The organism is Streptomyces radicis (assembly GCF_003626575.1).
GTDB lineage: Bacteria > Actinomycetota > Actinomycetes > Streptomycetales > Streptomycetaceae > Streptomyces > Streptomyces radicis.
The window spans coordinates 296,720-308,701 of the sequence record NZ_RBDY01000005.1 but is presented as its reverse complement, the minus strand read 5'-3'; the positions used below and the strand labels follow the sequence as shown (position 1 = coordinate 308,701).

The following is an 11,982-nucleotide window of genomic DNA, read 5'->3' as shown; positions in this document are numbered from 1 at the left end:
TCCCGGCGAAGTCGGGGTCTGAGGCGGAGGCGGCGGCGCGCAGGCGCCGTGATCTGGCCGTCGAGGGGTTCCTCCCGCTGCGGGAGGCGTTGGCGGCCGGGGACAACGGTCCGTATCTGGAGTTCCAGCGCGCCGCCGCCCGCCTGGTGCGGGTCAAGGTCCCCGCGTGGCGTGAGCTGTGGCGCGAGGGTCCCCTGGCCACCGCGCGGCGCACCGGCGACCAGCTCGACGCCCTCGAGGCGGGCGACCCGGCCTATCTGGCCGACGCCACCGCACTCGACGCCAGCCCCAGCCGCGAGGGCGGCTACGGCATGTGCGGCCGCCGCGACGAATACGAACTGCCGGGGGTGACAGAGCACATGCCCGCCGCCTGACGCCGCCGCGTGCTCGGCCCGACGCTGGTCGTCCCCCTCCCCGGGGGGCGGTCAGCCCTGCCGCGCCGGGGCGGGTCCCTGGCGCGGCCGCCCCGTGGACTCGCGCGGCACCAGCCGGTTGATCGAGCGCACGCCGGACTCCGGCACCGGCTCTCCTCGGATGGCCGCGATGAGCCGCAGCATCGCGTCCCGTCCCTGCGCCTCACGGTCGATGGCGATGGTCGAGAGCGAAGGGGTGGCGAAGCGCGCGATCTCGTCGTCGTCCCAGCCGAAGACGCTGAGGTCGCGCGGGACCTGCCAGCGCCGCGACAACGCGCCGCGCACCACCCCCATGGCAACGGTGTCGTTGACGGCGACGACGGCGGTGACCTCCGTGTCGTCGGGCAGGTCGACGATGGCGTCGTAGCCGGACCGGGCCGACCAGTTCCCGTCGACCACGCCGTGCGACCGAAGACCGAGGCGCTCGATCGTCTCCAGGTAGACGCGCTTGCGGTTCCGCGCCGAAGCCCAGCTCTGGGACCCCGCGACATGGAGGAAGTCCTGGTGGCCCAGGGAGACGAGGTACTCGATGACGTCGACGACCGGCGAGCCGTCGGCGAGCAGCCCTAGACCGCGCATCTGGTCGTCGTAGTCCCCTGTGGTCAGCACGGGCACCGGAGACGTGGACCCGATGTCCTCGTCCAGCGACGCCAGCGACAGGATGCCCTCGACCCGGCCCGATTCGGCCAGCTCGCGCACCCGGTCGGAACGAGCCTCGGAGCCGCCCTCCACGCTGACCAGCTCCAGCTCGTAGTCGGCCTTGTGCGCCGTGGCCGACGCGGCGCTGAGCAGCCGCAGGGGGAACGTGCTCGGCATGGGCAGCACCACGGCGAGCCGGTTGGTGCGGCGCGTGCGCATGGAGCGGGCCAGCTGGTTCGGACGGTAGTCGAGGTCCTTGACCGCTGCGTCGACCTTCTCCCGGGTCGCCGGCTTCAGGCGTTCACCGCGAAGGTAGCGCGAGACGGTCTGGTGCGAGACCCCGGCCAGACGGGCCACCTCATAGATGGTTGCTCGTCGTGGCGGCTCTGGCTTGATCAATATCCCCTCCGACGGACGGCGCGACATACGGACTGGTGCGTGCACGGCTGTTGACATCCCAAAGCGGGCGCTCCTACGGTAACGGCACGCAACTGTTATCGATAACAGTTATCGATCACATTCTTGTGTCGCGCGGCCCGTGGCGGTCATCGCGCCGCCATCCGCGGCGACGCTCGGCGCGTCGCGAAGCGCACCGCCCGTGCGCGAGGCCCAGACCGGTCCCGCGGTACGGCCGAGGTCGCAGACACCCACGCCATGCGGCACGTACTCAAAGAGGAGCACGCTTGCACCCGCCCCTTACCTCCCCCGGACCCCCGCGATGAGCGCGCTGGACGAGTTCCGCTCGATCAGCCGGTCACGCCGCCGGACCGGCCCGGCAGGGACCGATGAGGAGACCCGCGACAACAAGGTCGCCGCGATCTTTCTCGCGCCCTGGCTGCTCGGCCTGCTCGCCATCACGATCGGGCCGATGATCACGTCGCTGTACCTGGCGTTCACGGACTACAACCTGCTCCAGGACCCGAAGTTCACCGGCCTGGAGAACATCAGGCGCATGTTCACCGACGACCGTCTCGCGGAGTCGCTCCAGGTCACCTTCACCTATGTGATCGTCTCCGTGCCGCTCCAACTGGTCGTCGCCCTCGGCCTGGCGCTGCTGCTCGACCGCGGCATCCGGGGCCTTTCCCTCTACCGGTCCATCCTCTATCTGCCCTCGCTGCTCGGCGCCAGCGTGGCGATCGCCGTGCTCTGGCGGCTGGTGTTCGGCGCCGATGGCCTGGTGAACTCCTTCCTCGACATCTTCGGCGTGGACGGCCCGAGTTGGGTCTCCGACCCGGACACCGCGCTGGGGACGTTGATCATCCTGCATGTGTGGACGTTCGGCGCGCCGATGGTCATCTTCCTCGCGGGTCTGCGGCAGATACCGCGCGAGCTGTACGAGGCCGCGGCGACCGACGGGGCGTCCAGGAGACGGCAGCTGCTCTCGATCACGCTGCCGCTGCTGAGCCCGATCATCTTCTTCAACCTGGTGCTCGGGCTGATCGGCAGCTTCCAGTCGTTCACGCAGGCGTTCATCGTGTCCAACGGCACGGGCGGGCCGAGCGATTCGACGCTCTTCTTCTCGCTCTACCTCTATCAGGAGGGCTTCACAAGCTTCCGGATGGGCTACGCCTCCGCCCTCGCGTGGCTGTTGTTGATCATCATCGGCGCCTTCACCGCGCTCAACTTCTGGGCCTCCAAGTATTGGGTCTTCTACCATGACTGACGCTCTTCAGCGTGCCCGGCGGCCCGAGACCGCGTCGAGCGACCCGGGGCCCGCGCCCGCCGCCCCCCGCGGGAGCCGCCGCGCCCGGCGGCGTGTCACCGGCGTGCTCAAGCACATGGGGCTGATCGCCCTCGCCCTGGTGATGCTCTATCCGTTGCTGTGGATGGTCGCCAGCTCCCTGCGCCCGAACGACGACATCTTCACCAGCCCGGGACTGCTGGTCGACACCTTCGACTTCGACCACTACCCGACCGGCTGGGATGCGCTCAGCTATCCATTCAGCACGTATCTGCTCAACTCGTTTCTGGTTGTGCTCGGTTCGGTGATCGGCAATCTGATCTCCTGCTCGATGGCGGCCTATGCGTTCGCGCGCCTGAGGTTCCGCGCCAGGCGGCTCGCGTTCGTCCTCATGCTGGTCACGATCATGCTGCCGATCCACGTCCTGATCATTCCGCAGTATGTCTTCTACGCCCAGCTCGACTGGATCAACACCTATCTCCCGCTCATCGTGCCGAAGTTCCTGGCGACGGACGCGTTCTTCATCTTCCTGATGGTGCAGTTCATCCGGGGCATTCCCCGGGAGCTGGACGAGGCGGCGCGGATCGACGGGGCGGGGCATCTGCGCATCTACGGGCAGATCATGCTGCCGCTCATGGTGCCCGCGCTCGCGACGACGGCGATCTTCACGTTCATCTGGACGTGGAACGACTTTTTCACGCAGCTCATCTTCGTGACCAAGCCCGATCTCTACACGGTGCCCGTCGCATTGCGTTCGTTCATCGACGCACAGACCCAGTCCGACTTCGGCGCCATGTTCGCCATGAGCGTCGTGTCGCTGATCCCGGTGTTCCTGGTGTTCCTGTTCGGCCAGCGATTCCTGCTCCGCGGCATCGCCACCACCGGCGGCAAATAGCAAGGGAGGACAACCATGAAGCGTCATACATCGCGCGCGCTCCGCGCGGGCGTCGCCGCCGCCACGGCCGGGGTGACCCTCGCCGCCTGCGGCGTGGGGGCCGAGCCCGTCAGGAATCCCGAACTCTCGGATGGCGACGTGACGATCTCCTACGCCTGGTGGGGCGCCGAGGCCAGGGCGCAGCTGACGCTCGAGGCCATCGAGCTGTTCGAGGAGGAGTACCCGAACATCGACGTCGATCCGCAGTACGCGGAGTGGGGAGGGTACTGGGACCGGATGGCGACCACCACCGCCGCCGGTGACATGCCCGACGTCTCCCAGTTCGATCAGATCTATCTCTCCTCGTATGCCGATCGGGGCGCCCTGCTCGACCTGTCCGGGGTCTCCAACATCCTCGACATCTCGGCCCTCGACGAGCGGATCCTCGAAACGGGCCGGGTGGACGGCACCCAGTACGCCGTCCCCCTCGGCGGCGCGGCGAACGGCGTCATCATCAACACCACGCTGTTCGAGGAGTACGGCGTGGAGCTCCCCGACACCTCCGACTGGACATGGGACGAGTTCACCCGGGCCGCCGATGACCTCGTGACGGCATCCGACGGCGAGGTCCGTGGGGTCAGTCCCTTCGCCGACTCCTTCAGCCTGGGGGTCTGGGCCCGCCAGCAGGGCTCGGAGGTCTTCGACGACGAGGGAGTCGCCCTCTCCGCCGACGTCCTCGCCAGCTTCTGGCAGCGCCAGCTGGACTGGATCGACAGCGGCGCCGCGCCCTCGGTCGACCACATCATCGAGACAACGGGTGCGACGCTCGACCAGACCGACCTGGTCACGGGCAGGACCGCCATGGCCTTCATCCCCGCGGGCGCGTTCATCGCCTACCAGTCGGCCGCCCCCGACTTCGACCTCGACCTTGTCAACTGGCCGTCGGGCGACGGCATCGAGCCCGGGTTCCAGTATCCGAAGCCCACGATGTACTGGGTGGCGGCCTCCACGTCCGAACACCCGGCCGAGGCCGCCCTGTTGATCGACTTCCTGACGAACGACACCCGCGTCGGGGAGATCTTCGGCCTCGACCGGGGCGAGCCCGCCAACCCCGCGTTCACCGAGGCCATCGAGCCCGACCTGGACGACACCGGCAGGGAGGCGCTGGCCTTCTCCGAGAGCGTCGCCCAGGAGATGGGCGACACCCCGCCCATCACGCCGAACGGCGCCAGCACCCTCGACGCGCTGCTCAACCGCTACACACAGCAGGCCCTGCTCGGCGAGACATCCCCGCGGGAGGCGGCGGAGGGGTTCATCAACGAGCTCACGGACTCCGTCAGAGCGGTCGACTGAGCGGTCGAGCGAGCGGAACGGCCGCGCTTCCCCCCGTCGACAACGACCGAAAGGACAGCACCTTGCCCCGAACGATCCGCGCGATCATGGCCGGTGCCCTGGCCGTGACGCTGCTGCCCCTGGCATCGACGACCGCCGCCGCCGAAGCCGCCGACGCGGCCCAACGCGCCACCGGGAGCGTCGACTTCGGCGACGCACAGCAGATCATCGACGGCTTCGGCTTCTCGGAGGCCTTCCAGCGCGCGGACATCATGAGCGGTTCCCGCGGCCTCACGCCGGAGCACCGGCGGGAGATCCTCGACCTGCTGCTCGACACCGAGACCGGGGCGGGCCTGAGCATCCTGCGGCTCGGCATCGGCTCGTCCGCCGACGAGGTCTACGACCACATGAGGTCGATCCAGCCCACGGACCCGGGAGGCCCCGAAGCCGAGCCGCGCTACGAGTGGGACGGCCACGACGGCGGCCAGCTCTGGCTGGCCAGGGAGGCCCAGGAGTACGGGGTCGAACGCTTCTACGCCGACGCTTGGAGCGCCCCCGGCTACATGAAGACCAACGGCACCGACGCGAACGGCGGAACGCTGTGCGGGCCGCCGGGGGCCGCCGCGTGCGACAGCGGCGACTGGCGGCGGGCGTACGCCGACTACCTGGTGCAGTACGCGCGTTTCTACGCCCAGGAGGGCATCGACATCACCGACATCGGCTTCACCAACGAGCCGGGCTGGGTGACCGATTACGCCTCCATGGACATGACCCCCGAGCAGGCGGCCGACATGGCGCCCTACCTCGCCGACGCGGTCGAGGACTCGGAGCTGTCGCACATGAACGTCGTCTGCTGCGACACCGTCGGGTGGGCAGCGGATCAGGAGTTCACCGAGGCGATCGAGGCCGACCCCGAGGCATCCGAAGCGGTCGACATCCACACCGCCCACCGCTACGGGGACCCGGCGCGCACCGCGCTGCCGACCGACGAGCACACCTGGATGTCGGAGTGGAGCCCCAGCGGCCCCGACTGGAACGAGGCGTGGGACGACGGCAGCGGCTATGACGGCATCACCGTCGCCGAGGACATCCTGGGGACCCTCACCGAGGCCGAGGCCAACGGCTACATCTACTGGTTCGGCGCCTCGATCGACGCCACCCGCGCCCTGATCCGGATGGAAGGGCCCGAGTACCGCGTCTCCAAACGCCTGTGGGCGATGGCCGCGTTCAGCCGCTTCATACGCCCCGAGGCGGTCCGGGTGGCCGCGGAGTCCACGAGCGACGACGTGCGGGTGTCGGCGTTCAGGAACGCCGACGGCAGCAGGGTGCTGGAGATCCTGAACACGGGCACCGGCCCGGTCCGCCAGGGCCTCGACGTCACCGGCGGCGCGGGCGGGCGCGGCGACGTCTACCTCACCGACGAGTCCCACGACCTCGAGCGCACCGGGAGGGCGAACGTCGCGGGCGGGCGACTGGCGGTGAACCTGCCGCCGCGCTCGCTGACCACCGTGGTGCTGGACCAGGCGTAGCGGATCCCCGATCGCGGGCGGGGTGACACCCGGCAACCACCGTTGCCGGGTGTCACCCCGCCGCCGCGCCACCCAGCACCGAACGCAGGGCATCGACGATCCGGGTCGCGCGCGGGTCGTCGCCCGCCTCCATCCGGTTGGTGAGGAAGGCGAACCCGACCCCCGCCCCGGGATCGGCGAAGGCGACCTGTCCTCCTGCCCCGTCGTGGCCGAAGCCGCGTGCCGTGACATAACGGCGCGCCGCCGAGTCCAGCTGGAAACCCATCGCCCACCGCGCCCATGGTCCCGGCGCGGCGAAGAACGGCTGCCCCTCGCTCCGTGCCTCGAGCGCGCTCCGCAGCGTGGCGTCGTCGAGGAGCCGCACGCCGTCGGTCTCGGTGATCGTCGCCGACCAGACGGCCGCCAGGGCACGCGCCGTGGCGATGCCCCCGGCACCGGGTATCTCGGCGGTGCGCACGGCGGGGTCGTTGAAGCCCGATCCAGGCCCGGCCAGTTCGAGCGGGAACGCGCCGCCGAGTGTCGTCGCCAGGGTCGGCCAGTCGGGCACGCCGGGCGTTCGCGCGCGTGCCTGCCGCTCCACCAGCCGGGAGAGCGTGGGACCGACGGTCAGGTGGGCGACCCGGTCGTGCAACGGCTCGGGGAGCCCGATCCAGGCGTCGGCGCCGAGCGGGTCGGCCACCGTCCCGGCGAAGTGCCGCCCGACCCCTTGGCCGGTGACGCGCCGGACGACCTCGCCGATCAGCCAGCCGTGGGTGAGCGCGTGGTAGGCGTGCGCGGTGCCCGGCTCCCACAGCGGTTCCTGCCCGGCCAGCGCCGTCGTCACCGCGTCCCAGTCGAGGACATCGGCGGGGGAGAGCGGGCTCCGCGGCGCGGAGAGACCGGCGCGGTGGGACAGGATGTCCCCGACCGTCACGGACCCCTTGCCCGCCCGAGCGAACTCCGGCCAGTACACCGCGACCCGGGCGTCGTAGTCGAGCCTTCCCTCCTGCACCAGCCGGGCCGCGACGATGGACATCAGCCCCTTGGTGCACGAGAAGATCACACTCGCCGTGTCCTCCCGCCAGCGGGCGCCGGTGCGGGCGTCGGCGACTCCGCCCCACAGATCCACGACGGGAACGCCACGGTGCCGGATCGCCAGCGCGGCGCCCATGTCCTCGCCGTCGTCGAACGCGGCCTCGAACGCGGTGCGCACCGCCTCGAAGCCGGGGGTGACCCGGCCGCGGACGGCGGGCGTCATCGGACGGGCTCCTCGACGACGACCGAAAGACGCCCGTCATCGGACCAGCCCAGGGGCAGCGGGTCGCAGACCCGGCCCACGAAGTCCCCGTCCCGCCCGACGTTCTCGAACGCCAGCAGCACCCAGCGTCCGGTGGCGTCGCGAACCGCTCGGCCGCTGTAGAGGTCGTCGCCGGTGACCCGAGCCGCCTCCGCCGGCCGGATCGGGCCCGTGGCGCCTTCGACCGCGACCGCCCAGATCCCGCCCCGCTCGCCGCGGGTCCTTCGTTCGCCCGCGAGGTGCGCGGTGTCGCAGGAGAAGAGGAGCGCGCCCCGGCCCTCGATCGTGACCAGCTGGGGCACCTCCAGATGCGCGAAGCCCGCACCGGGGGCGCTCAGCGGCTCGCGGACGGTCCAGGTCTCCAGGTCGGGGGACATCGCGTGGGCCACGACGCCGCGGTCCAGCGGGTCACCGTGCGCGGCGCGCGCGGTGATCAGCATGTGCCACCCGTCGCCGCCCGGATCGGCGAACACCCAGGGGTCGCGCCACGCCTCCTCGCGCCATGTCCGGTCCGGCAGGGTCTCGTACCAGCGGGGATCCGCGGCGAGCGCGGGGGTGGGCGACTTCGTCCACGTGGCCAGGTCGGCCGAGGTCGCCACGCCGATCGTCTCGATGTTGACCGGGGAGTCCGCGGAAGGGAACCGGGCGCCGGTGTAGAACATCCGCCACGAGCCGTCCGGTGCACGGATGACGCTGCCGGTCCAGGTGGCGGTCTCGTCGAAGTCCCCGGCGTTCCCGGGGCCGAGCACGGGACCCCGGTCCGCCCAGTGCCGCAGGTCGCGTGAGACGGCGTGGCCGATGGAGGCGTTGCGGTGCCGCAGGTCGGGGTCGCCGAGGGAACGCGGCGCGTGCAGGTAGAAGAGGTGGAAGAGGTCGCCGGTCTCGGCGAGCCAGAAGTCCCAGACCCAGTGGTCGTCCAGGGCGAAGGTCACGAGGTGCTCGTTTCGGTGGGGTCGGGCGAGGGCGCCCGCGCGGACAGGAGTCGCCCGCGCGGGCTCCGGGTGGGGATCAGCTCTTCACCGCGCCTTGGAGCAGTGCCTTGACGAACTGCCGCTGGAAGATCAGGAACACGATGATCACCGGCGTGATGACGATGAGCGCGCCCGCGTTCAGCAACGGGATGCTCAGCGAGTACTGGCCCTGGAAGAAGGTGAGCGCACCGGCCGCCGTGCGGTTCAGCGGGTCGTCGATCAGGACCACGGGCAGGAGGAACTGGTTCCAGGTCCACAGGAAGAGCAGGATGGCCAGGGCGGACAGCGCGGGCGTCGCGAGCGGGAGCTGGATCCGCCGGAACTCCTGCCACAGTCCGGCCCCGTCGACACGGGCCGCCTCGGACAGCTCAGGTGGGACGTTCACGAAGTGGGCCCGCATCCAGAAGACGCTGAACGGCATGAACAGCCCGATCAGCGGCAGGATCACGGCCCACCGGGTGTTCAGCGTGCCCAGCGCCTCGGCCTGGTAGTAGAGCGGGATGATCAGCGCCTCGAACGGGATGGTCAGGCCCAGCACCAGGAACAGCAGCACGGCGCCACCGCCCCGCACGCGCAGCGAGCCGAGCGCGTACCCCGCGAGGGTCGCGATCAGGAGGGCGGCGGGCACCACGCCGAGCACGATGAGCAGGCTCGACCCCATCAGCCGCCAGACGTGCCCCGTCTCGAAGGCGGTGACGAAGTTCCCCCACTGCGGATCCGAGGGCCAGCTCAGCCCTCTGGGGTTCACCTCGGCCGGCTGGAGTGCCGCCGAGGCCATGTTGAGCAGGGGCAGGAGGGTGAGCGCGAGGGCGAGGAGCAGGAGGACGCGACCGACCACGACCTCGGTGCGGCTGGTGATCAACGGTCCCTCACTCTCGCCAGACGCTGGATCGGCAGGACGCAGGCCAGCACCAGGATCATCAGCACGATCCCGAAGGCCGACGCCAACCCCACATCGCTCTGGGTGAATCCGATCCGGTAGATCGAGATGCCGGGGACGAGCGTCGCGCGCCCCGGGCCTCCCTGGGTGGACGTGTAGATGATGTCGAAGCTGCTCAGCGCCGCGATGATGCTGATCGTCACCAGCACCGCGATCTCCTGGCGCAGTCCCGGCAGGGTGATGGTGAAGAACTCCCGCCACCAGCCGGCGCCGTCGAGCCGGACCGCCTCGTAGAGGGAACGGTCGATCTTCCCGATGCCGGTGAGGAGGAGCACGGTGCACAGGCCGGTCAGCACCCAGGAACCGATGAGCCCCACGGCGGGGAGCGCCGTGTCGTAGTCGGCCAGCCACGGTCGGGTCAGCCCGTCGAGGCCGAGCCGGCCGAGGATCTCGTTCACCGCGCCGGTCTGCGCGTACATCCAGGACCACGCGATGCCCGCCGCCGCGAGGGGGATGACCTGCGGCAGGAACAGGATGGTCTGGGACGCCCGCGAGAACGCCCCGGACCGCAGCGAGCGGATGAGCGTGGCAAGGACCAGACCGACGGTCACGGGGATGACGGTGAAGAAGACGATCAGTACGAACGCGTTGCGGATCGAGCCGAGCAACTCCGGGTCGCCGAAGACCGAGGCGTAGTTGTCGAGCCCGACCCAGGTCGCGGGGCCGACCCCGTTCCAGTCGAAGAACGAGTACTGGATGCCCATGCCGAGCGGCCAGACCACGAACCCGACGTACGCCGCGAGGGCAGGCAGCAGCAGGAGCCACCCACGGGCGGTGTTCCGCCGGACCGCCGCCCGCCGATGGGCGCCGGCACGGATCATCGGTCGCCGACCTCGCTCTCGTAGAACGCCTGCACGCGGTCCGCGAACTCCTGCCCGGTGATCTGACTCGTCACGAGAAGCTGGGACTCGGGAATGATCGAGCCCGCGTAGATGCCCGCGGTCGTGTTGGCCATGAAGTCGACCTGCCCGTCCTCCTCGCTGATCCGCGCCGCCATCTCGAGGGCGGACTCGGCGAGCGAGCCGGGCTCGGTCTCCGGCAACGGCAGGCTCGGGTCGCCGCCGGGAGAGGCCCCCGTGACGTCGACGACGATCTGCCGGGCCGCGGGGTCGGTGTGAACCCAGTCGAGGAAGTGCGCGATCTCGTCGATGTGCGGTGAGTTCGCCGCCACCGCGAAGGAGTTGGCCGCGCCCATCGCGACGTGCCCGTCCCCCTCGTTCTCCGGCGGCACCAGGAAGAACGCCACGTCGTCGCCGAGGGCCTCCTGGTAGTTGGCGGCCTCCCAGTTGCCGTTGAACGTGAACAGGCCCCCGCCCTCGGAGAACTCGGTGACGAACGCGAAGTAGTCGAGGGAGTTGATGTCCTCCGAGAAGTAACCGGCGTCCGCCCACTCGCGGATCAGCTCCGCGCCCCGCACGTTCTCCGGCGTGTTGTAGGCCGCTCCTGGCTCGTTGAACATCCAGGAAAGGAACTCGTCCTTGTCCGCGTACTGGTTCATGGCCGCCTGGACGACGAAGTTCACGACGCCGTCCTTGTCGCCGGCCACGATGGGAAGCACGCCGTTCTCCTGGGCGGTCGCCAGGTTCTCCTCCAACTCGGCGAGGGTTTCCGGCGGGCCGTCTATGCCCAGCTCCTCGGCGATGTCGAGGTTCATGAAGATCCCGGTCACGCTGTAGCCAAGGCCGAGCTGGTACAGCGGCCCGGATCCGCGGACGCCGTCCTCGTCCATCCGCAGCGGCGCGAGCTGTGACTCGGACCATGTGTCCCAGCCGTAAGCCTCGTAATACGGGTCGAGATCGGCGAGCAGGCCGTCCCGCGCCGTGTCCCCGATGGTGGGCAGCCGGATCAGGTCGGGCGGCGAGTCGCTCGCCAGCAGTCGCGGCGCGTTGGCGGTCAGGTTCTGGAACGTGTCGCGGTTGATGTCGAAGGTGATGTTCGGGTGCTGCCGGGTGAACTCCGCCGCCAGTTCGTCCGTGAGCGGGAACCCGGTCTCGTCCGCGATGGTCAGCGTGACCTCGTCCGAGGTGAGTTCGGTGCTGACCTCCACGTCGTCCCTCGGCGCGGACGACGACTCGTCGCCGCCAGGCGCGCAGGCCGCGAGGGCCAGCCCGGCGGCGACCACGGCCACCACCGAGGAGCGCCCCGACCGGCGCCGCCCGTCACTGAATGCCATGTCGACTCCTTTGTCTCCCTGTGAACAGGTGTGAAATCGGTGTCGCTGCCCGGTATGTGCTGGGCGGCTCACTTGCTAAAAGGATTTAGCGCTCGCTACACTGAGCGCGCAAGAGTCCAGCTGTCAAGTCCTGTTCAGGACTCGTTCCGGACAC

General features: G+C 70.0%; 10 protein-coding genes and 1 pseudogene. 5 read left to right on the top strand and 6 right to left on the bottom strand.

Features of this window, described 5'->3' with window-relative positions:
* Window positions 1–374: pseudogene (locus D7318_RS10675) on the top strand (cupin); the annotation flags it as partial.
* A 51-nt stretch (window positions 375–425) separates the two neighbouring features.
* Here the strand turns inward: D7318_RS10675 and D7318_RS10670 are convergent.
* Window positions 426–1,409, bottom strand: a complete 984-nt coding sequence (locus D7318_RS10670; protein ID WP_220729601.1) for a LacI family DNA-binding transcriptional regulator — start codon at window positions 1,407–1,409, stop codon at window positions 426–428.
* Between the two features lie 361 nt (window positions 1,410–1,770).
* Between D7318_RS10670 and D7318_RS10665 the strand changes: the two genes are divergently transcribed.
* The 4 genes from D7318_RS10665 to D7318_RS10650 all read left to right on the top strand — a co-directional run bounded on the left by D7318_RS10665 (window position 1,771) and on the right by D7318_RS10650 (window position 6,468).
* Window positions 1,771–2,715 carry a carbohydrate ABC transporter permease gene (locus D7318_RS10665; RefSeq protein WP_120696663.1) on the top strand — a complete coding sequence of 315 codons (945 nt, stop codon included), beginning with the start codon at window positions 1,771–1,773 and terminating at the stop codon, window positions 2,713–2,715.
* A 115-nt stretch (window positions 2,716–2,830) separates the two neighbouring features.
* On the top strand, window positions 2,831–3,628 hold the full coding sequence (locus D7318_RS10660; protein ID WP_120696694.1) for a carbohydrate ABC transporter permease: 798 nt from the start codon (window positions 2,831–2,833) through the stop codon (window positions 3,626–3,628).
* Between the two features lie 15 nt (window positions 3,629–3,643).
* A complete protein-coding gene (locus D7318_RS10655) occupies window positions 3,644–4,960 on the top strand; it encodes an ABC transporter substrate-binding protein (RefSeq protein WP_120696662.1) in 1,317 nt (438 codons plus the stop codon).
* 62 nt (window positions 4,961–5,022) lie between these two features.
* Complete coding sequence (locus tag D7318_RS10650; protein WP_120696661.1) at window positions 5,023–6,468, top strand: glycoside hydrolase family 30 protein; 1,446 nt, start codon at window positions 5,023–5,025, stop codon at window positions 6,466–6,468.
* Window positions 6,469–6,520: 52 nt separating this feature from the next.
* On the opposite strand, the gene D7318_RS10645 is transcribed toward D7318_RS10650, so the two are convergent.
* From D7318_RS10645 to D7318_RS10625, 5 genes are all read right to left on the bottom strand, one after another.
* Window positions 6,521–7,705, bottom strand: coding sequence for a serine hydrolase domain-containing protein (locus tag D7318_RS10645; RefSeq protein ID WP_120696660.1), 1,185 nt, complete (start codon window positions 7,703–7,705; stop codon window positions 6,521–6,523).
* Window positions 7,702–8,676 (bottom strand): glycoside hydrolase family 68 protein, encoded by a 975-nt coding sequence (locus D7318_RS10640; RefSeq protein WP_120696659.1) that lies wholly within the window; start codon window positions 8,674–8,676, stop codon window positions 7,702–7,704. Before D7318_RS10640 ends, D7318_RS10645 begins: the two co-directional genes overlap by 4 nt.
* A 76-nt stretch (window positions 8,677–8,752) precedes the next feature.
* A complete protein-coding gene (locus D7318_RS10635; protein WP_183091354.1) occupies window positions 8,753–9,577 on the bottom strand; it encodes a carbohydrate ABC transporter permease in 825 nt (274 codons plus the stop codon).
* On the bottom strand, window positions 9,574–10,476 hold the full coding sequence (locus D7318_RS10630) for a carbohydrate ABC transporter permease (RefSeq protein WP_120696658.1): 903 nt from the start codon (window positions 10,474–10,476) through the stop codon (window positions 9,574–9,576). The genes D7318_RS10635 and D7318_RS10630 overlap by 4 nt, the downstream gene beginning before the upstream one ends.
* Window positions 10,473–11,828 (bottom strand): ABC transporter substrate-binding protein, encoded by a 1,356-nt coding sequence (locus D7318_RS10625; protein WP_120696657.1) that lies wholly within the window; start codon window positions 11,826–11,828, stop codon window positions 10,473–10,475. Before D7318_RS10625 ends, D7318_RS10630 begins: the two co-directional genes overlap by 4 nt.
* Window positions 11,829–11,982 lie beyond the last annotated feature (154 nt).

Coding starts and splice junctions, on each gene's coding strand:
- D7318_RS10645 (WP_120696660.1), bottom strand. CDS start 7,705: ATGACGCCCGCCGTCCGCGGCCGGGTCACCCCCGGCTTCGAGGCGGTG.
- D7318_RS10665 (WP_120696663.1), top strand. CDS start 1,771: ATGAGCGCGCTGGACGAGTTCCGCTCGATCAGCCGGTCACGCCGCCGG.
- D7318_RS10655 (WP_120696662.1), top strand. CDS start 3,644: ATGAAGCGTCATACATCGCGCGCGCTCCGCGCGGGCGTCGCCGCCGCC.
- D7318_RS10625 (WP_120696657.1), bottom strand. CDS start 11,828: ATGGCATTCAGTGACGGGCGGCGCCGGTCGGGGCGCTCCTCGGTGGTG.
- D7318_RS10660 (WP_120696694.1), top strand. CDS start 2,831: ATGGGGCTGATCGCCCTCGCCCTGGTGATGCTCTATCCGTTGCTGTGG.
- D7318_RS10630 (WP_120696658.1), bottom strand. CDS start 10,476: ATGATCCGTGCCGGCGCCCATCGGCGGGCGGCGGTCCGGCGGAACACC.